Source organism: Bacteroides sp. AM16-13, from assembly GCF_003602705.1.
In the GTDB taxonomy this organism is placed as follows: Bacteria; Bacteroidota; Bacteroidia; order Bacteroidales; family Bacteroidaceae; genus Bacteroides; species Bacteroides xylanisolvens.
This window is the reverse complement of record NZ_QTLK01000013.1, coordinates 147,502-168,374: the sequence shown is the minus strand read 5'-3', so window position 1 is coordinate 168,374 and position 20,873 is coordinate 147,502. Positions and strand designations below refer to the sequence as shown.

The window sequence follows — 20,873 nt, the reverse complement described above, 5'->3', positions numbered from 1 at the left end:
GACAAATCGAATCGTAAAAGGTTTAATTGAAAAGAAAATTATCTTTTAAAGAATCGATCAACAAGCGCTTTTTTCAGACCAAACTCCAGACAAAGCACATTAAAAACCAGAAAAGTAAGGAAAGAGGAAGTATCGACGTTTATCACATCTCCTTGCATAACACGCCACAACATACCACCAAAGACGAACAAGAATGTCAAAAAGATAGCATTACGAACAGCCGAATTCCGGATTTGCTCCGTTTCACGGCTTTCATTCTTACTCAATGCAAAGATTATTAACAAGCATCCTGCCATCATCAACAACTTTGTACATTCTTTATAAAACAGCAAGTTAGTATCAGTTACTACTCCCTGCATCACCAAAATAAAAGGGATGAACAGAGCTACCAACAAGACAACATATCCTAAAGGACGACAATATACAGGTAATAATGCTTTCATGATTAAACGTTTTAATGAGACAAAAGTAAGTAAAAAAAGATATTTTATATACATTTGCAGAGTAAAAAAGCAAAAGAATCATGAGTAAACAAGAAGTTATTCTCTGCGAAAGCTTGGAAACGAGCCTCGGTCGTGCCATTGAGCTATGTCCGCATGACAAATTATTCGTCCTCACAGACGAGCATACCCAGCGTCTTTGTCTCCCTTCTCTAAAGGAATCGGATCTGTTAAAAGATGCTGTAGAAATCTGTATCGGAGCAGAAGATGTGCATAAAACTCTGGAAACACTCGCTTCCGTCTGGATGGCATTAAGTACTCAAGGGGCTACCCGCCACTCTTTACTTATCAATCTTGGAGGAGGGATGGTGACAGATCTCGGAGGTTTTGCCGCAGCTACATTCAAACGGGGCATTTCCTATATCAATATACCAACTACTCTGCTCGCTATGGTGGACGCATCAGTGGGGGGTAAAACAGGAATCAACTTCAACGGACTGAAAAATGAAATCGGTGCTTTCGCTCCGGCAAACAGTGTATTGATTGAAACTGAATTCCTACGCACATTGGACACACACAATTTCTTCTCCGGATATGCTGAAATGTTGAAGCACGGTTTGATTAGCAATACGGCACATTGGGCAGAATTGCTCAATTTCGATTCCTCTAGTATTGATTATGCAGCTCTCAAACAATTGGTAGGTCAATCGGTACAAGTGAAAGAAGATATTGTAGAACAGGATCCCTTCGAACATGGAATCCGCAAAGCATTAAATCTGGGACACACCGTAGGACATGCGTTCGAAAGTATGGCACTGGCAGAAAACCGTCCTGTATTACATGGATATGCAGTAGCTTGGGGAATTGTGTGCGAACTGTATCTTTCTCATCTCAAAGTAGGTTTCCCGAAAGAGAAAATGCGGCAAACGATCCAGTTTATCAAGGATAATTATGGTGTATTTACTTTCGACTGCAAGAAATATGACCAACTGTATGCATTTATGACGCATGATAAAAAGAATACTTCAGGTACTATCAATTTCACCTTACTAAAAGATATTGGAGACATTTGCATCAATCAGACTGCCGATAAGGACACTATCTTCGAAATGCTCGACTTCTATCGCGAATGTATGGGAATTTAATCCATCCTACATCAGATATACCACATAGTAAAAGGGAATGAAATAGACTTCATTCCCTTTCTCTTCCCAATCCCTATAGATATTATTGCCTATTGTGAGGCAATTGTCCGCACTATTGTTCTAAGTTACTCATTCGATATTGTGAAAGCGACATTCCTGTATGCTTTCTAAAAAAACGTCCAAGCGACGATTGATTCGCAAAGTTCGTTTTAATCGCTATTTCCTGAATGTTCAGGCTTGTGTTTTTCAACAAAGCCTTGATTTCTAATATGATGTATTCAACAATCCAGTCTTTAGCAGACTTCCCGCTTGTCTCCTTAATTACCATAGTCAGGTATTTGGAAGTAATACACAGTTTATCCGCATAAAAAGCCACATCCTTATTCTCCTTAAAATGCTTCATGATAAGCCCAAAGAATTTATTAGCCAACTCTTCTTTACGGGTATCCCTGCGGGCAGTCATCAAGGTCGATTCCTTTTGATAAGCATTGAACAGTTCCAGATACAGATACCTCAACAAATGAATAATCAGCTCACGCCTATATATATCTTGAGAGGTAACTTTATCTTTTATCATACCCAGATAATTATACATCCGGGGAATATCGCGTTCCGTCTGCGGATACCAGTAATGAGTCCGCATATAGAAAAAGAAATGCGGAGAAAATCTGGGCACACCACTTAACGCATCACTAAACAGTGAAGTAGATATAACCATCGTAACGGTCGAGAAATCTTCACTTGGCTCACTAAATGAGACAAATTGTCCGGGTAATAATATAATCAATTCCTCCGGTTGTATCCAATGTACATCTTCATGCACTGTAATTTTGGCCTTTCCACCTAAACAATATATAATCAAAGCTGATTGATTATTAGAAGGATAAGAAGTCAAAGGAAGATACTTCAGATTTTGATAAAATTTAAAATCGTCACCCAGGACGTATATCTCTAATGTCTCTCTATTTTTAATGTCTAACATTTAACACCTTTCTAAACTAAGTCTTTTTACAAATGTATAACTTCCTAATTTACCACGCACCAAAAATGGAAATATAGTATCATACTAAGGAAGTCAAACACCTTTTATTTACATTAATTTATAAACAAACTCTCTGATTGTTAGTTCATTTATCATTTTCCTATTTCGTTTTATTATAGACTGACCTGGTTTTTATAGTGTTTTTAGGACAAGAAAAGGATTAATGCTTTCAAATGAAAAATAAGTAGATTGTTTTCTAATTCAAGCAAAATTAAAGAAATGTACTTTTATATCACATAAGAGGCAATCAAAAGAACTACTAACTCATTGAGATAAAGATTTGCATGACCACAAGAAAGACTAATAATCAGAATAATAGCTATAAATCGGCACAATTCATACTAGAAAAATCAACGGATTATTTGCTAATTAAAAATTAATCTGTACTTTTGCATCCGCAATTCGGGGTGTAGCTCAGCCCGGTTAGAGTACGCGTCTGGGGGGCGTGTGGTCGCTGGTTCGAATCCAGTCACCCCGACTGGTTAAAGAGGTTAGAAACCGAATGGGTTCTAACCTCTTTTTATTTTAGAAAACAATGAAAGAAGATCCTAGACATATCCATATCAGTGAATACAGTTATCCTCTTCCGGATGAACGTATTGCTAAATTCCCGTTACCTACCCGCGACCAGTCCAAACTCTTAATATACCGTCGTGGAGAAATCAGTGAAGATGTTTTCACTTCTTTGCCGGAATATCTGCTGCAAGGCAGTCTGATGATATTCAATAATACAAAAGTCATTCAGGCGCGCCTCCATTTTCGAAAAGAGACGGGAGCACTGATCGAAGTGTTTTGTCTTGAACCGATCCAGCCAAACGATTATGTCTTGAATTTCCAACAGACAGCACATGCCGCCTGGCTTTGCATGATCGGCAATCTGAAGAAATGGAAAGACGGACAGTTGAAACGCGAAATGACCGTCAAAGGATTCCCTATTACCTTGACCGCTACCCGAGGAGAATGTAAAGGAACCAGCCATTGGGTAGATTTTGCATGGGATAATCCAGAAGTGACGTTTGCCGATATCCTTGAAGTATTCGGAGAGCTTCCTATTCCTCCTTACTTGAACCGGGATACGGAAGAAAGTGACAAGGAAACTTATCAGACTGTTTATTCTAAGATTAAAGGTTCGGTAGCTGCGCCTACGGCGGGATTACATTTCACTCCACGAGTATTGGATGCACTTCAAGAGAAAGGCATCGATCTTGAAGAATTAACTCTACACGTAGGAGCAGGCACATTCAAACCTGTAAAAAGTGAAGAAATCGAAGGTCACGAGATGCACACGGAATATATATCGGTCAATCGGAGTACCATCAAAAAACTGATTGACCACGACGGTTGTGCTATTGCAGTAGGGACTACTTCTGTACGGACTCTGGAAAGCCTGTATCACATTGGAGTTACATTGGCTGAAAATCCGTATGCTACGGAAGAAGAACTACGTGTCAAACAATGGCAGCCTTATGAAAAGTACGACCAGATTCCTCCCGTTGTTGCGTTGCAAAAGATATTAGGATATCTCGACAGGAATGGTTTGGAAACCCTTCACACCAGTACACAGATTATCATAGCACCGGGATACAATTATAAAATAGTGAAAGCGATGGTTACTAATTTCCATCAGCCGCAAAGTACCTTGCTGCTTTTGGTTTCAGCTTTTGTAAAAGGGAATTGGCGCACAATTTATGATTATGCACTGGCGCATGATTTCCGATTCCTAAGTTATGGAGATTCTTCTTTATTAATACCATAAGATATTCTCCTCTCCGAAAGATTTTACGCAATATAAAAGACACTATGCCAAGCGATAATAACCAAGAAATGTTCCCTATCGTAGACGAACAGGGAAATATCACCGGGGCCACTACTCGCGGAGAATGTCACAGCGGTAGCAAACTGCTTCATCCGGTAGTTCACCTTCACGTATTCAATGCCCAAGGAGACATCTACTTACAGAAACGCCCCGAATGGAAAGACATTCAACCGGGGAAATGGGATACGGCTGTGGGCGGACATATTGATTTGGGCGAAAGCGTAGAAATCGCCCTAAAGAGAGAAGTCCGTGAAGAATTGGGCATCACAGACTTCACCCCCGAGCTTCTCACCAGTTATGTTTTTGAATCCAGCCGTGAAAAAGAGCTTGTTTTTGTCCACAAAACCGTTTATGAGGAAGAAATCCATCCCAGCGACGAACTGGACGGTGGACGATTTTGGAAGATCGAAGAAATAAAAGAAAATCTGGGTAAAGGAATCTTCACTCCCAACTTCGAAGAAGAGCTGAAAAAAGTATCTCTTATTCCTTCTCTATCCAAGTAATAATCTTTTCAGAGAACGGACTTTCTTTCGGAGACACAACTCCCGCCCAACGTCCGTTCTCATCAATCATAAACTTCTGAAAATTCCACTGAACCGGTGCGTTTTCTTTTCCATTCTGTTTTTTCTCCGTCAACCATTGGTAAAGAGGAGCCATATCTTTTCCTTTAACGGAAATCTTAGCCATCATCGGAAAAGTAATATCATAGTTCAAAGAACAGAACTTGGCTATTTCCTCATTACTACCCGGTTCTTGTCCCATAAAGTTATTCGCCGGAAAACCGATAATAACAAAGTCTTTTTCTTTATATTTCTCATATAGTTTCTCCAGTTGAGCATACTGGGGCGTCAGCCCACACTTAGATGCCACGTTGACTACCAGCACTTTCTTACCTTTCAGTGAAGAAAGAGAAAAGTCCTTACCATCAATAGTTTTCACTGTAAAATCATAAAAAGACTTGTTTTGCGCTTCCGAAGAAATTGCAAACAACAGGCTTACCATCATCAAGACGAATGTTTTCATGCTGAATATACATTTAGTTTGTTTTTATATTAAACGAGTAAACTGAAAGAAATGTTTGTTCAGCAGTGAAACAAGAACTATGATTTTACATCTTTCAATTCCCAAATCCGTCACTTCACCCCACAATCTTTCCGCTTCATTTATTCTTAGTGATAACGGATGAAGATAGGTAGTAATTTTGTATCGTGAAATAATAATACAACGAAAGTCATGTTTACAGCTATTGTACGTTTTTCAATCAAGAAGAAACTATTTGTAGGACTCACTACTCTCTTCCTGTTTATCGGAGGTATCTATGCGATGCTGACACTACCTATTGATGCCGTGCCCGACATTACCAATAATCAGGTACAAATAGTGACCGTATCTCCTACACTCGCGCCACAAGAGGTGGAACAACTCATCACTATGCCTATCGAAATAGCGATGAGCAATATTATGAATGTCGAAGATATCCGTTCTGTCAGCCGCTTCGGGCTATCGGTCGTAACGGTCGTTTTTAAAGAAAGTGTCCCCACACTCGATGCACGGCAGTTGATAAATGAACAAATACAAAGCGTAACAAGCGAAATTCCCTCCGAGCTCGGAACACCGGAGATGATGCCCATCACCACCGGTCTGGGAGAAATTTACCAGTATATATTGAAGGTAGCTCCCGGATATGAGAAGAAATATGACGCAATGGAACTCCGCACCATTCAAGATTGGATGGTGAAACGTCAGTTGTCCGGTATCCCCGGTATAGTAGAAATCAATAGTTTCGGCGGTTACCTGAAACAATATGAAGTAGCCGTCGACCCGGACGCCCTTTTTTCTTTGAATATCACTATCGGCGAGGTGTTCGAAGCACTTAGCAGCAACAACCAAAATACCGGCGGAAGCTACATTGAGAAGATAAAGAACGCCTACTATATCCGGTCGGAAGGTATGATTACCCGCATCAAGGATATTGAACAGATTGTAGTGACCAACCGAAATGGGATTCCGGTACATATCAGTGATGTAGGAGTTGTCCGCTTCGGCTCTCCAAAGCGTTTCGGTGCCATGACAAAGGATGGTGAGGGCGAGTGTGTCGGCGGAATTGCCATGATGCTGAAAGGTGCCAACGCAAATGTAGTGACTCAAGAACTCGAAAAACGGGTAGAAAAAATACAGCAGCTATTACCCGAAGGAGTCAGTATAGAACCTTACTTGAACCGTTCGGAACTGGTAAACCGGAACATCTCTACGGTTGTCAACAACCTGATTGAAGGAGCGGTTATCGTCTTCCTTGTACTCATCCTCTTCCTCGGCAACCTCCGTGCCGGACTGATTGTCGCATCCGTCATCCCGCTGGCAATGCTCTTCGCTTTTATCATGATGCGTGTATTCAATGTCACCGCCAATCTAATGAGTCTCGGTGCCATTGACTTTGGTATTGTAGTAGATGGCTCTATCGTTATATTGGAAGGTATCCTCGCCCACATTTACGGAAAACAATTCCGAGGCCGCACACTGACCCGCAAAGAGATGGACAAAGAAGTGGAAAAAGGAGCTTCCGGCGTTGCACGTTCCGCCACCTTTGCTGTATTAATTATCCTTATCGTCTTCTTCCCCATCCTTACATTGAACGGGATTGAAGGGAAATACTTCACCCCCATGGCCAAAACACTTGTGTTCTGCATTATCGGAGCCTTAATTCTTTCACTGACTTATGTTCCTATGATGGCCTCCCTCTTTCTGAAGCATACCATTGTTGTGAAACCCACCCTTGCCGACCGCTTCTTCGAGAAACTGAACAAGATCTACCAGCACACCCTGCGCGCCTGTCTTCGTTACAAATGGCGTACCGTCATCGTAGCCTTCTCTGCGCTGATCGGTTCACTTTTTCTCTTTACCCGCCTGGGAGCAGAGTTCATTCCTACTTTGGACGAAGGAGATTTTGCCATGCAAATGACACTACCCGCAGGAAGTTCGCTGACCGAAAGTATCGAAGTATCCCGCTTGGCAGAGAAAGCATTAATGGATAAATTCCCTGAAATCAAACATGTTGTAGCCAAAATAGGAACGGCGGAAGTTCCCACTGACCCGATGGCAGTGGAAGATGCCGATGTGATGATTATCATGAAACCATTTAAAGAATGGACAAGTGCCGGAAGCCGTGCAGAAATGGTGGATAAAATGAAAGATGCACTTGCTCCGCTCTCCGAACGTGCCGAATTCAACTTCTCGCAACCGATACAACTTCGCTTCAACGAGCTGATGACGGGAGCAAAAGCAGATATTGCCATCAAATTATATGGAGAAGACACGCACGAATTATATGAAAGAGCCAAAGAAGCAGCTACCTTTGTAGAAAAAGTGCCGGGAGCAGCGGATGTCATCGTTGAGCAAACGATGGGATTACCTCAATTGGTAGTGAAATACAACCGTGGCAAAATAGCCCGTTACGGCATCAACATACAAGAGCTTAACACCATTATCCGAACTGCCTATGCCGGAGAGTCAACAGGTGTAATCTTTGAAAACGAACGAAGATTCGATCTCGTGGTCCGGCTTGACCAGGAGAAAGTGGCCGACTTGAATCTTGATAAGTTGTTTGTACGCACTTCGGAAGGAATTCAAATCCCTGTTGGAGAGGTAGCAAGCATCGACCTTGTCAGTGGACCACTGCAAATCAACCGGGATGCAACCAAACGGCGCATCGTCATCGGTGTCAATGTGCGTGACGCAGACATCCAGCAAGTTGTCGCCAATATTCAAGAGACATTGAACAAGAACATCAAACTGAAGCCGGGATATTACTTCGAATACGGCGGCCAGTTCGAAAACTTGCAAAATGCCATCAATACCTTACTGGTGGTCATCCCCGTAGCATTAATGCTCATTCTATTGATTCTGTTCTTCGCATTCAAGAACATCACCTATACCCTGATGGTATTCTCAACCGTCCCCCTATCGCTCATCGGTGGTATCGCCGCACTTTGGCTACGCGGACTTCCGTTTAGCATATCGGCCGGAGTAGGATTCATCGCTTTGTTCGGGGTGGCAGTATTGAATGGTATCCTGATGGTAAATCACTTCAACGAACTTCGTAAACAAAATACCTATTCCATGACTACAAACCAGATTATCAAAAGAGGGACTCCACACTTGCTCCGTCCTGTATTCCTGACAGGACTGGTTGCATCTCTGGGATTCGTCCCGATGGCAATAGCCACTTCAGCCGGCGCAGAAGTACAACGTCCGTTGGCAACAGTGGTCATCGGTGGCTTGATTATTTCTACCGTACTGACTTTACTCATCATTCCGGTGTTTTACAAAATTGTAAATTCATTTGCTACCTGGAGACGTCCGGGAATCAAACTGCGCTGGCCTTTCGGGGGATTGTGTCTCCTGTTCTTGTTTCTTCCCGCGTTCGTTTCCGCTCAACAGACACAAACAGTCAGTCTCGAACAGGCGATAGAAATAGCCAAACAAAATCATCCTCGCCTGAAAATAGCCAATAATGCTATTCAACAAGCCAAAGCCACTCGCGGAGAAGTGATAGAAGCAACGCCTACCTCGTTCAGCTATTCCTGGGGTCAACTTAACGGAGAAAACAAAAAAGACAAGGAACTGGCTTTCGAGCAAAGCCTGGGCTCCCTTCTAACGCCATTCTACAAGAATGCGTTAGTCAACCGTCAGGTAAAAACAAACACCTATTATCGGCAGATGGTAAAGAAAGAAATCACAGCAGAAGTGAAAAGGGCGTGGGCCTACTACCAATATGCCACTAATCTCTGTTCAATGTATCGGGATCAGGATAAAATGGCAGAAGAACTGCAGCGCATCGGAGAATTACGATACCAACAAGGAGAGATTACCTTGCTAGAGAAAAATATGATGACCACCATAGCTGCCGATCTGCATAACCGCTGGTTCCAAGCAAAAGAAGAAGAGAAAATGGCATTGGCACGTTTCCAATGGAGTTGCTACTCCAACGATCCCATTGTTCCGGTGGATTCCACTTTATCCTTATTCTATACCGGCATTTCGGATGGAAACCTGTCGGGAGCACATACTGCCTACTTTCAAAGCCAGGCAGATGAAGCGAAAGCAATGCTCCGTGTAGAGCAGAGCCATTTCTTTCCTGAAATCAGTGTGGGGTATACACGTCAGGACATTCTCCCACTTAAGAATCTGAATGCCTGGATGATCGGGGTTTCTTTCCCCATCTACTTCCTGCCACAAAAGAGCAAAGTGAAGCAGGCACGGCTAACTGCCACTTCAGCGCAAATACAGGCAGATGCCAACATCCGGGAGTTAAGAAATAAAACACTCGAACTAGAAGCATCCCTCCGCAGATACAACGAAAGTTTACGATATTATACCTCTTCTGCCTTGAAAGAAGCGGACGAACTGACAAAGGCAGCCAACCTGCAATTGCAGCAGAGCGAAACAGGCATTGCCGAATATATACAGTCGATTACCACCGCCAGAGAGATACGCAGAGGCTATATTGAAACAGTCTACCAATACAATATTGCTGCACTGGAATATGAACTTTTCAAGTAGGTGGAAGATCGAGACATTGAATGACATACATCACCCAGAATAATTATTATAAAACATAAGATATGAAAAAGATAGTTTATCCCATCCTTTTACTAATTCTAACGGCTTGCAAAGGAAACCAGCAAACTACAAATAACGAATCCGCCGCAATTCCCGTTGCCGAAACGATAGCAGATACCATCACACAACCCGAAGTGGATGCCATCACTTCAGCTACCTCAAAGCCTAATCAGGTTTCGTTCAACGGACGAATCGTTCTTCCTCCTCAACGTCAGGCAACCATTGCTTTAACCATGGGGGGCATTGTAAAAAAAGCGTCTCTGCTTCCAGGGCAATGGGTGGCTGTAAACAGTGTAATCGCCACGTTAGAGAATCCGGAGTTCATCACCCTGCAACAAACTTATCTGGACAGTCACGCACAGACCGAATATCTCTTAGCTGAATACGAACGGCAAAAAAATCTGTCTGCCGAACAAGCAGCTTCTCAAAAGAAATTCCAGCAAAGTAAAGCGGACTTTCTCTCCATGAAGAGTCGCCAGGACGCCGCTGCTGCACAACTTTCTCTTTTAGGCGTTCAAACGGAGGCATTACTTAAGAACGGAATACAACCGCTACTGGAAGTCAAAGCCCCCATTAGTGGTTATGCCGCTAATGTAGCGATGAATATCGGCAAATATATCAATCCGGGAGAAGCACTTTGCGAACTTATCGATAAAAGCAGCCCGATGCTTTGCCTGACTACTTACGAGAAAGATCTTGCAGACATACAAGTCGGCAGCCCGGTACAGTTTCGTGTAAACGGAATGGGGACACAAACCTTTCACGGCGTCGTGATTTCCATCGGACAAAAAGTAGACGAAACCAATCGTTCGCTCGAAGTGTATGCTTCCATCAAGGAGGAAAATGTACAATTCCGCCCCGGTATGTATGTCACGGCACACATTCAGAAACAATAATTGACCAACTGTGACAACAGCATTGACATTTTATAACCGGTAACTCATAATTTACCACTATCTTTGTTGTATGATAGCCAAAGCAATAAAAAAAGATAAATATATACTTTCCACAGTCATCATCTCCTTAGCGGTTGCTGTACTGATTCATTTTCCTGAATCAGTATCTCTTTTCGACCGTTTCGAAAGTCATTCCTTATTCCCAGGGATGAAGTTTATAGATGTGGCAAACGAAATACTGTTTACCTTTCTGTCGCTATTGTTACTTTTTGCCATCAATACCCGTTTGTTTCATTTCAATCAGGCTTCCATTAAAATTACAGGGACAAAGATTTTGCTTTCCTTTATCGTGACATGGATATTGAGTAACTTGTCAGGACAGTTTTTTGTTTTCCTTCACAGAACGTTTGATATTCCGGCCATCGATGCCATGGTACATCATTATTTGCATCCATTGCGGGATTTCATTGTAGCATGTCTCGTCACCAGTAGTTGCTGTATCATTCATCTTATATTCAAGCAGCAACTGGTACTTATTGAAAACGAACAGCTTCAGGCAGAGAATCTCCGCAATCAGTATGAAGTACTGAAGAATCAGCTGAACCCACACATGCTGTTCAACTCGCTGAATACCCTGCGTTCGCTGGTACGCGAAAATCAAGATAAAGCGCAGGATTACATTCAGGAACTCTCCCGGGTACTAAGGTATACTTTGCAAAGTAATGAGTCACAATGTGTCAGTCTCCGGGAAGAAATGGAATTTGTTTCCGCTTATATATTTCTATTAAAGATGCGTTTTGAGAACAATCTACAATTCGACATACAGATAAGCAATGCCTACGAAGAATATCTCCTCCCTCCAATGGCGGTGCAAGTGTTGATTGAGAATGCAGTAAAGCACAACGAAATCAGCAACCGGAAGCCGTTGACCATTCATATCACGACGGACGATAACGGCAATTTGTCTATCAGCAACGACATTCAGCCCAAATGGACTGCAACTTCCGGAACCGGCATCGGACTTGCCAACCTTGCCAAGCGATACAGGCTCTTGTTTAAACGGGATATACAAATAACGGAGGACAGAGAGTTTACAGTTTGTATTCCTTTGATTGAAAAATCACAACTAGAACAATAATCACCATGAAGATTGTCATTATAGAAGACGAAAAAGCAGCAGTACGAAACCTGACTTCACTGCTTAATGAAATAAAACCGAATGGAGAAATCGTGACCATACTGGATAGTATCAGTTCCACTATCGAATGGTTCAGTTCTCATCCGATGCCGGAACTGGTATTCATGGATATTCACCTGGCAGATGGTTCCGCCTTCGAGATATTCAATCATATCAATATTACTTGTCCGATTATCTTTACAACTGCCTATGATGAATATGCGTTACGTGCATTCAAAGTAAACAGCATCGACTACTTATTAAAACCCATCGGTAAGGAAGACATAGAACACGCTTTCGATAAGCTCCAAGGTTTACAGGATGCTGCTGACAAACACCAGTTTCCTTTTCCACAACAGGAGAATGAGCTACTGAAACTGATACATTCACTCCAAAAGCAAGAAAACTATAAAAGTCATTTCCTTATTCCTACCAAAGGAGACAAACTATTGCCCGTTTCTGTAGATATGATACAATTGTTTTATATTAAGGACTGTCAGGTCAAAGTAGTCTTAACCGATGAAACCGAATACTGTTTTTCTCAAACATTAGATGAACTTACGGAGTGTCTCAATCCTTCTCTTTTCTTTCGGGCTAACCGCCAATATCTTATTTCGCGAGAAGCTATCAAAGATATTGACTTATGGTTCAACAGCCGACTGTCCATCAACTTGTACTATTCAGGAATCAAAGAAAAAATACTTGTCAGTAAAGCCCGAGTAGCAGAGTTTAAAGAGTGGTTCTCTAAGAGAAAACGTTGATTCCGAAGCATTGCCTTCTTAGAACAAATAGCAAAACAAAGTGTTTCGTGCCGTGAAACGATTGGTTTCAACGCTTGAAACAAGCAGTTTCACGGCATGAAACACTTTGTTTCTCACCGAGGAAACTTTAGTTTCAAGCCTCTGAAACTGCAGTTTCCCCTAATGGAAACTAAAGTTTCCCGCCTTGAAACTAAAAGTATCCCCTGTTGAAACTTCTATTTACATACAAGCTTATATTTATATGCAGGCATGTTCATTTCAAACGGTGATAGATGAATGATTAGGTGACAGGTGGAGAACAATCTATCACCACCCTGAAAGCTCGATGAACAATACGTTTCAGAAGGATGGTGATAGATTGAAAGATGATTTCCATTTTTACGTATGGAAAGTTAGAATATGTGCCATCATTCAATGACAGCTGCAAAGCCACCATTTCTAACCATCTTTATAGCTAGCTGCTCTCCGGCTTTCACCTGGGATGACTTGCAACGATAATCCATCGCCTGACGTCCTGCGTTGATACCATCCTCAAAAGATATCATTTGATAAGAGCGATCTTTATTCAAGAAATCTAACTTTATGGTAAACTCACGTTCCTTTTCACCATTGTTAGTCATTCCTCCTATAAACCACTTATCACCTTTCCGTTTTGCTACAATGACATATTCACCCGCTTTAGCTTCCAGTGCCACAGTCTCGTCCCACGTTACGGGAACTTGTGTAATGAAACGGGTACAATCTTCATTACGATAATAAAGAGTAGGATTATCCGCCAACATCTGCAGACCACTTTCAAAAACCACAAAGAGTGCCAACTGATAAGCGCGTGTTCCGATACTTGCAGCATTGGGACGTTCCGAGCGATACACATTAGGCTGCATACTAATCATCGCTCCGGGAGTATAATCCATCGGACCGACAGCATTACGCATAAACGGTAAATACAGACTATTATCCGGATAACAACCGCCCATTTGTTCCATGCCACGCACTCCTTCGTAAGACAATACATTCGGATATTTATATTCCAGTCCGGCAGGTTTGAAAGAGCCATGAAAATCGACAAACAAATGATGTTTGGCTGCTTCCCGGGCTACCCGTTCGTAATAGTTGACCATCCACTGATCGCTTCTGTCCATAAAATCAATCTTAAGTCCTTTTACTCCCCATTCATTGAAAGTCTTGAAGAGATCAAAATTGTTTTCTACCGTCAACCACGTCAACCAAAGCACAATCCCTACATTTTTTTCTTTGCCATAACGAATCAACTCGTGCAAGTCTACTTTGGGATTAGGCGTATAAGGATCACGTGTACTTTTAGCCCAGCCTTCATCCATAATGATATATGGAATACCAAATTTAGAAGCAAAATCAATGTAATACTTATAAGTATCCAAGTTATAACCGGAAACAAAATTCACATCCGGTCCGTAAGGAGAAGCGTCATTCCACCATTCCCAGCTCACCTGTCCCGGCTTAATCCATGAAACATCCTGAAGTTGATTCTTTTCAGCCAGTTTATAAGTCATTGTATTCTCAATCAACTGCTTATCATTTTTACTTATCACAAAGTAACGCCAAGGATAATTTCTCGTACCTTTTGTTTTAGCAATGTAATCAGCTTCTTGAGTAATCTTCACGCTACGATCACTGTTTTCGGCAAACGCAAGCGGAGCTTTAGGAAAAACAGAGATTGCTCCGTTCGTACCCGTTCCTTTGAGAAACATACATGGATAATCAGCCAGATCCGACTCGCTGATTAATATTTTATAGTCTTTTTGTGTGTCAATCAATACCGGCAAAACAGCTATCCGTTCTTCAGGCTTCCACGCATTACTTTGAACATGTGTGTAAGGTTCCTCATAAGCTGTATGGAAGCCTCCCGGTTGTTGCAAGTGAAGAAGATAATCCGACGGGAAGTTGATAGCAAACTCTTCGTTCATTACTTCAACATCACCTTTTTGTGAAGTAATAAACCGGTAAGCAACTCCATCGTCAAAAGCACGGAATTCTACTGCATAATCTTTAAAGGTCAGTAGCAATTGATTATAACGATTATTGACTTTCGAATATTTCAAAGGAACAATAGGAGTTAATTGCTCGTCGACACTCCATTGCTTCTGACGACGCAACTTAGGGTTCTGTCCCAACACTTGATTTTTCAGAACCAACAAAAGAGAATTGTCTTTCAACAATACATCTCCGTTATAATCTATACTATAATAGATTTTATCCGAGAGATTCAAGGACACTTTCAGCTCTCCATTGGGAGAAATTAACTCTAACTTATTCTGTGCACGAAGTAGTGATGCCAAGCACAAACACACAACTAACAGGAAATATCTTCTCATGATTTAGATATTTAATTAATAATCGTTTTACAATGGCAAATGTAATAAAAACATCACTTCGTACTATCAAACGGACTGGGTAATACTCCTTCAAAAGTTATTTTCACTGGTTTGATATACCCGTTTTCATCAAATTTACCTGATATTTCATTGTCTTTCCAGGCAACGACAAAGAAGGAGCTACCGCTTCATCCGATACCGCACGCTTATAGTTCGGTTTACTGCTCATGACAAAACGTAGTTTCACGCCATCACGTATATCCTCATATTTCAAATAAGATTTGTCATACTTCTTGCCATTCACATACAATTCCTTTACATACACATTCTTCGGCGACCAATTATCTGCTACCATTTCAATCACTTTTCCGTTGCTCATCCGAACTGTTATTGCCTCAACGCAAGGAGAACCGATGTTATACATATTGCTTGAAGGAGCCACCGGGTAAAAGCCAATGCAATTGAACATATACCAAGCCGACATCTGTCCGCAATCGTCATTGCCACTTAATGCATCCGGAGTATCGCCATAGAAACGTTCAGCAATCGTCCGTACCCACTTCTGACATTTCCAAGGTTCTTTCAAGTAATTATAAAGATACGCTACATGATGGCAAGGTTCATTTCCATGCCAATAGGCTCCGATACGGCCTTGAATATCATGTGCTCCCGGAATGTCATCCGGCAGCTCTACTGTGAACAGTTCATCCAACCGGTTGCGGAACCAATCTTCGCCAGCTTCGTTCATATATCCTTGTACATCTTGTGGTACGTACCAGGTATATTGTACAGTAAAGCCTTCCGTAATATCCCCCCATCCATTTACAGATCCGGGTCCCTGATAAGCTACCGGAGTAAACGGTGTACGCCAGTTTCCCTGACTGTCCTTGCCACGCATATACTTCGTTTCCGGATCAATCAAAGTCTGATAAGAGAGTGCACGATTCAAGAAATAACGATAATCATCCTCTTTACCCAAAGCCTTGGCAGCCTGTGCCATGCAATAATCATCATACGCATATTCCAATGTTTTAGATACTGACTCCGCCTCTTTATCGAAAGGCACATATCCCATCATACGATATTCCGGCAAACAGTCATAATTCGGATTCATCGCCGTGGTCTTCATAGCCTCATACGCACGTTCGTAATCGAATCCTTTCACTCCCTTCACAATCATGTCAGCCAATACGGAAACTGCATGATAACCAATCATACACCAAGTCTCATTTCCATAAAACGACCAGATAGGAAGCATTTTCTCCACACTCTTATCATAATGAGCCAACATGGAATTGGCAATATCGGCATTCACTTCCTGCTGCACCAGATTGAACCAGGGATGCAAAGCCCGGTAGGTATCCCAAAGAGAGAATACCGTATAGTTGATAAATCCTTCGGCTTTCTCTATATTTTTATCTAATCCGCGAAACTGCCCGTCTGCATCCTGAAAGATGAACGGATGCAAAGCCGCATGATAAGCCGACGTATAGAATGTTCTTTTCGTTTTACGGTCGGCAGTAAGGGTATATTTTCCAAGTTCTTTTTCCCATAGTGCTTCTCCTTTAGCTTTCAGATCATCGAAAGTGAGTCCAGCAAGTTCCGCCATATTGTTTTTTGCCCCGTTTGTGCTGACCGATGAAATAGCAGTTTTTACAATCACTTCCTCTCCGGCTTTCGTATCAAAAGAGATGCAAGCCATCAGATTCTTTCCCCAAGCTTCATAGCTGCTACGAAACCGGGAGGTATTGTAAATCACCGGTTTCTTATTCTGCATAAAGCGCAAGCCGGTCAACTTTTTAGAGAAAGTAGCCGTGAAATAAATATGCCGTTCCGGTCCCCAACCTTTCACCAGTTTATATCCGGTGATGGTAGAATCATTTTCCATGCGCAGATTCGCCCATTCACAAGATTGCCATAAAGTATGGTTCATATCAATCATTATAAAAGCTTTATCCGATTGAGGATAGGTGAAGCGAAACATACCACTACGTACCCCTGACGTCATTTCAGCCTTTACTCCATAATCTGACAGTTCCACCGCATAATAATTAGGTGATGCCCATTCCTTTTCATGAGAATAACGTGAACGGTATCCCTTTTCCGGCTCCTCACGTGTCCCCGGATCCAGTTTCATCTCTCCTGTTCCGGGAATAAACAAGAAGTCTCCCAAATCAGGTATACCAGTCCCGCTTAAATGAGTCAGACTGAACCCCAACAAGGTGGAATGATTATATTTATAACCGGAAGCCGCATCATAGTATTTACTATCCGTGTCCGGACTCATCTGAATTCCCCCGAAAGGAATCTGCGCACCCGGATACACATTACCATAACCATCTGTTCCCACAAATGGATTCACATAATCAATCAGTTTCTCGGTTTGAGCCATGCCTGGCAAAATACTCACCAGGCACAGCCATACTAAAAACAATCCTCTTTTACCCATTACACTCACCATATTTACATTATTATGCTTGTATATCACCTACCGCAACTTGATATTCATGCCACAGTTCATCAATATTATATTCGTCTCCTAAAACATGCTTGATAGCTCCATCAAACGACCAAGGGATAACCTCCAATGTACTCCGGTTAAACTTACGCAGGAATTCAGGATCTTTGTTGTCACGTAACCACACGAAGAAATAACCCGCCGTACGGTATCCGTCCATATAATTTCCACCTTTCGGACGGGCATTCGGTCCGTCAAATCCTCCATTGGCAACCCGCACAGCATCTGCCATTCCCTCGATAAATGCCCAGAACACACGATTGGTTCCATAAGAACCAATTCCCTGCGGTTCCAGCTGATATGCGTGCGTCAGTTCATGCAAGAGCACCCCGCGCGTTTCGAAAAACAACTTTGCCGTATCATTCGCTGCAAAAGATTTTTCAATATGACGTGTACTGTAGAAAATCGTCACATCACCATTGCCACCGCCTTTAGCAGAAATACCGTTGATATCTTCCAAAGTATAATGTATCTTGTGCACTGCGGGAATACTATCTTCCGGAGAATTGTAAAGAGTAGCTAATACAGTACGTGCCTGTTCCTTGATGTACGATTCAGCATCGGGAATGATCCGGTGGTAAATGTCCGATCCCAGCGTTTCCGGTGCTTTATCCTCAAACAATACAGCACCTGTATTGTACTCTTTCCATACATCAGAATTATCCTTCACCTGTTTTTGCACACTTGCAGCACAAGCCCCCATACCTACCAGCAGGCAGGCTGCATAGATTAAATGTATCTTTTTCATACTCCTTTATTGATTATTCGTTGATTCCGTTAGTTAATGAATAAGGTTTATCCTCCGGTGATAATCCGCGACGTTTATTAGGTGACGCCCCCATCTTGAATTCAAGCACGCCTCCTTTCAAAATGTCTTCATGTGTAATGTACATCTTGTCGTATACCTTACCGTTCAATTTCAGCGACTGCACGTAACGTTTCTTATCGCTGACACCCGGCGCTTTGATCTCCAATGTCTTTCCATTAGGAAGCGTCATCTTCAGATAAGGTAGGTAGGGCGCTCCCAATACATACTGGTCTGTACCAGGACAAACCGGATAGAAACCCATCACGGAGAAAAGGTACCATGCTGACATCTGTCCGCAATCATCATTTCCACCCAATCCGTTAATATCATTCTTATACATCTTATTCAGAATCTCACGCAGCCAGTACTGTGATTTCCACGGCTGGGAAGTCCACGCATATAGATAAGGAACATGGTGGCTCGGTTCATTACCATGCACATATCCGCCGACCAAACATTCTTCAGTAATATCCTCATTATGCTCATAGTACTTCTCCGGCAGATGCATGGAGAACAGTTCATCCAATTTCTGTACGAACGTCCCTTCTCCTCCCATCAAGTCGATCATGCCAAATACATCGTGTGGCACATGAAAAGAGAAATTCCATGAATTGCCTTCAATAAAACCTTCACCATAGGTTTGCAATACATCAAACTCTTTCTTGAAAGAACCGTCACTATAACGGGGACGTGCAAAACCAATACTTGTATCATAGATAGTACGATAATTGAGGGCACGCTTTCGGTAAGTCTCCGCTATTTCCTTGTTACCTGCCTTCAAAGCTGTCTGATAGATAGTCCAATCGTCGTATGCATACTCCAAAGTAGAAGAAGCTGCTGTACCACTTTTGTCAAGCGGAATATATCCCAGCTTCATATAATCAGCTATACCTTCATAATACGGAACGGTGGATGTACTGACCATTGCCGCCAATGCCTCATCCACATTCGAAAAGACGCCTTTGGTTATTGCATCCGCCAGTACAGACACAGCATGATAACCGCTCATACACCAGTTTTCATTTCCCATCAGACTCCATATCGGCAACATTCCGTGCACGCTTTGTTGCTCATGTTTAATCATGGATTCCACCATATCCGCATTGCGTCCCGGTTTCACCAGATTCAGGAAAGGATGTTCCGCACGATAGGTATCCCAAAGGGAAAATATAGTATAGTTGGTGAATCCTTCCGCCCGGTGTATGTTATGATCCAGCCCACGATAGGAACCGTCTACATCCATATACACAGACGGATTAATCATGGTGTGGTAAAGAGAAGTATAGAACATTGCTTTCTGATCGGGCGTACCTTCGATCTCGAAATGCTTCAGTTCACTATTCCAATCTGTACGAGCAGCTTCCGCCAACTGTTCGAAACTCTTTCCGGAAGCCTCGGCATGCAGATTCTTAATGGCCCCTTCCGTACTGACTGCCGACAATGCCACTTTTACAACCAGTTCCGAATTGTTAGCGGTATCGAAGTTAAAGTAAGCCACGATTTTTCGACCTGTGATTTCGGGGAAGTTCTTTTCCAACTTAAAACGACGCCAAAAGCCATTGTACAATACTTTTTCCTTATCCTTATATCCGTAGTCTTTAATCGGCTGTGACAAAGAGATAGCAAAATAGGTATAATTCGTACGCGCCCATCCATTGGTGATACGATATCCGGTCAACAGAGTATCGTTTTCGACTCTCAAATTGGCCCATAGAACTTTGCCGTCATAATTATAAATACCATGCACCAGATCCAAAATCAAATGACCATCTTTTCCTTTCGGGAAGGTATATTTATGTATACCCGTCCGTTGTGTTGCTGTCAGTTGGGCCTTAATGCCATAATCGTCCAGTATCACTTCATAATATCCGGGAACAGCTTTTTCTGTAGCATGGTCAAAACGTGAACGGTATCCCTCTTCCGGATAATCCGCCCGACCGGGATTTAACTTCACATCGCCAACAGCAGGCATCAACAAGATGTCTCCCAAGTCAGAATGTCCCGTACCACTAAGATGAGTGTGACTGAAGCCAACAATGGTCTTGTCCCTATATTGGTAACCGGCACAATACTCGTAGGCATTTTTCTGATAAGCTCCATTTACATTATGCGGAATTGTGTCTGTGTCCGGACTCAACTGTACCCATCCGAAAGGAGTGCAAGCACCGGGAAAAGTGTGCCCCATCCCATTGGTCCCGATAATCGGATTCACATAGTCTACCGGCTGTTGGGCTATGGCGGACAAAGTTGCTGCCGCCATAGTCATCATCAATACTTTCTTTCTCAAATTATTCATA

General features: G+C 42.4%; 14 protein-coding genes and 1 tRNA gene. 8 read left to right on the top strand and 7 right to left on the bottom strand.

Translation table 11 applies throughout. The features are described 5' to 3' along the window. Positions 1 to 38: 38 nt before the first annotated feature. Positions 39 to 443: a hypothetical protein gene (locus tag DW173_RS12635; protein ID WP_004305412.1), complete on the bottom strand. Its 405-nt coding sequence runs from the start codon at positions 441 to 443 to the stop codon at positions 39 to 41. A gap of 80 nt (positions 444 to 523) precedes the next feature. On the opposite strand from DW173_RS12635, the gene aroB reads away from it, so the two are divergent. Beyond that, the gene (gene aroB / locus DW173_RS12630; protein WP_008020580.1) at positions 524 to 1,585 is read left to right on the top strand and encodes a 3-dehydroquinate synthase; all 1,062 of its coding nucleotides are present in this window, start codon (positions 524 to 526) and stop codon (positions 1,583 to 1,585) included. A 112-nt stretch (positions 1,586 to 1,697) separates the two neighbouring features. Here the strand turns inward: aroB and DW173_RS12625 are convergent, their stop codons facing one another. Next, positions 1,698 to 2,567 (bottom strand): helix-turn-helix domain-containing protein, encoded by an 870-nt coding sequence (locus DW173_RS12625; RefSeq protein WP_004314597.1) that lies wholly within the window; start codon positions 2,565 to 2,567, stop codon positions 1,698 to 1,700. Positions 2,568 to 3,030: 463 nt separating this feature from the next. Here DW173_RS12625 and DW173_RS12620 point away from each other — a divergent pair. The 3 genes from DW173_RS12620 (at position 3,031) to DW173_RS12610 (ending at position 4,946) form a co-directional block, all read left to right on the top strand. Next, positions 3,031 to 3,105, top strand: a tRNA-Pro gene (locus tag DW173_RS12620). Between the two features lie 57 nt (positions 3,106 to 3,162). After that, on the top strand, positions 3,163 to 4,383 hold the full coding sequence (locus DW173_RS12615) for an S-adenosylmethionine:tRNA ribosyltransferase-isomerase (RefSeq protein WP_004314598.1): 1,221 nt from the start codon (positions 3,163 to 3,165) through the stop codon (positions 4,381 to 4,383). 44 nt (positions 4,384 to 4,427) lie between these two features. After that, a complete protein-coding gene (locus DW173_RS12610; protein ID WP_120144521.1) occupies positions 4,428 to 4,946 on the top strand; it encodes an NUDIX hydrolase in 519 nt (172 codons plus the stop codon). Here DW173_RS12610 and DW173_RS12605 read toward each other — a convergent pair. Continuing rightward, positions 4,924 to 5,466: a glutathione peroxidase gene (locus DW173_RS12605; RefSeq protein WP_120067214.1), complete on the bottom strand. Its 543-nt coding sequence runs from the start codon at positions 5,464 to 5,466 to the stop codon at positions 4,924 to 4,926. The genes DW173_RS12610 and DW173_RS12605 overlap by 23 nt on opposite strands. A gap of 210 nt (positions 5,467 to 5,676) precedes the next feature. On the opposite strand from DW173_RS12605, the gene DW173_RS12600 reads away from it, so the two are divergent. The 4 genes from DW173_RS12600 (at position 5,677) to DW173_RS12585 (ending at position 12,896) form a co-directional block, all read left to right on the top strand. Then, entirely contained in the window at positions 5,677 to 10,002 is a 4,326-nt protein-coding gene (locus DW173_RS12600) for a CusA/CzcA family heavy metal efflux RND transporter (RefSeq protein ID WP_120144520.1), read from the top strand. A gap of 62 nt (positions 10,003 to 10,064) precedes the next feature. After that, the gene (locus DW173_RS12595; RefSeq protein WP_120144519.1) at positions 10,065 to 10,958 is read left to right on the top strand and encodes an efflux RND transporter periplasmic adaptor subunit; all 894 of its coding nucleotides are present in this window, start codon (positions 10,065 to 10,067) and stop codon (positions 10,956 to 10,958) included. Between the two features lie 70 nt (positions 10,959 to 11,028). Then, positions 11,029 to 12,096 (top strand): sensor histidine kinase, encoded by a 1,068-nt coding sequence (locus DW173_RS12590; protein WP_004313051.1) that lies wholly within the window; start codon positions 11,029 to 11,031, stop codon positions 12,094 to 12,096. 5 nt (positions 12,097 to 12,101) lie between these two features. Next, a complete protein-coding gene (locus DW173_RS12585) occupies positions 12,102 to 12,896 on the top strand; it encodes a LytR/AlgR family response regulator transcription factor (RefSeq protein WP_004311025.1) in 795 nt (264 codons plus the stop codon). 407 nt (positions 12,897 to 13,303) lie between these two features. On the opposite strand, the gene DW173_RS12580 is transcribed toward DW173_RS12585, so the two are convergent. The 4 genes from DW173_RS12580 to DW173_RS12565 all read right to left on the bottom strand — a co-directional run bounded on the left by DW173_RS12580 (position 13,304) and on the right by DW173_RS12565 (position 20,872). Further along, entirely contained in the window at positions 13,304 to 15,250 is a 1,947-nt protein-coding gene (locus DW173_RS12580) for a glycoside hydrolase family 97 protein (RefSeq protein ID WP_120144518.1), read from the bottom strand. 103 nt (positions 15,251 to 15,353) lie between these two features. Next, on the bottom strand, positions 15,354 to 17,711 hold the full coding sequence (locus DW173_RS12575) for a GH92 family glycosyl hydrolase (protein ID WP_199722839.1): 2,358 nt from the start codon (positions 17,709 to 17,711) through the stop codon (positions 15,354 to 15,356). A 10-nt stretch (positions 17,712 to 17,721) separates the two neighbouring features. Further along, a complete protein-coding gene (locus tag DW173_RS12570; RefSeq protein ID WP_008020566.1) occupies positions 17,722 to 18,516 on the bottom strand; it encodes a basic secretory family protein in 795 nt (264 codons plus the stop codon). Between the two features lie 13 nt (positions 18,517 to 18,529). Then, a complete protein-coding gene (locus DW173_RS12565) occupies positions 18,530 to 20,872 on the bottom strand; it encodes a GH92 family glycosyl hydrolase (protein WP_049701844.1) in 2,343 nt (780 codons plus the stop codon). Position 20,873 lies beyond the last annotated feature (1 nt).

Bases quoted from the DNA above. Each gene is read 5' to 3' on its own strand.
- DW173_RS12580 (WP_120144518.1), bottom strand. From the start codon at position 15,250: ATGAGAAGATATTTCCTGTTAGTTGTGTGTTTGTGCTTGGCATCACTA.
- DW173_RS12570 (WP_008020566.1), bottom strand. From the start codon at position 18,516: ATGAAAAAGATACATTTAATCTATGCAGCCTGCCTGCTGGTAGGTATG.
- DW173_RS12590 (WP_004313051.1), top strand. From the start codon at position 11,029: ATGATAGCCAAAGCAATAAAAAAAGATAAATATATACTTTCCACAGTC.
- DW173_RS12635 (WP_004305412.1), bottom strand. From the start codon at position 443: ATGAAAGCATTATTACCTGTATATTGTCGTCCTTTAGGATATGTTGTC.
- DW173_RS12575 (WP_199722839.1), bottom strand. From the start codon at position 17,711: ATGGTGAGTGTAATGGGTAAAAGAGGATTGTTTTTAGTATGGCTGTGC.
- DW173_RS12600 (WP_120144520.1), top strand. From the start codon at position 5,677: ATGTTTACAGCTATTGTACGTTTTTCAATCAAGAAGAAACTATTTGTA.
- DW173_RS12610 (WP_120144521.1), top strand. From the start codon at position 4,428: ATGCCAAGCGATAATAACCAAGAAATGTTCCCTATCGTAGACGAACAG.
- aroB (WP_008020580.1), top strand. From the start codon at position 524: ATGAGTAAACAAGAAGTTATTCTCTGCGAAAGCTTGGAAACGAGCCTC.
- DW173_RS12585 (WP_004311025.1), top strand. From the start codon at position 12,102: ATGAAGATTGTCATTATAGAAGACGAAAAAGCAGCAGTACGAAACCTG.
- DW173_RS12595 (WP_120144519.1), top strand. From the start codon at position 10,065: ATGAAAAAGATAGTTTATCCCATCCTTTTACTAATTCTAACGGCTTGC.
- DW173_RS12565 (WP_049701844.1), bottom strand. From the start codon at position 20,872: ATGAATAATTTGAGAAAGAAAGTATTGATGATGACTATGGCGGCAGCA.
- DW173_RS12625 (WP_004314597.1), bottom strand. From the start codon at position 2,567: ATGTTAGACATTAAAAATAGAGAGACATTAGAGATATACGTCCTGGGT.
- DW173_RS12615 (WP_004314598.1), top strand. From the start codon at position 3,163: ATGAAAGAAGATCCTAGACATATCCATATCAGTGAATACAGTTATCCT.
- DW173_RS12605 (WP_120067214.1), bottom strand. From the start codon at position 5,466: ATGAAAACATTCGTCTTGATGATGGTAAGCCTGTTGTTTGCAATTTCT.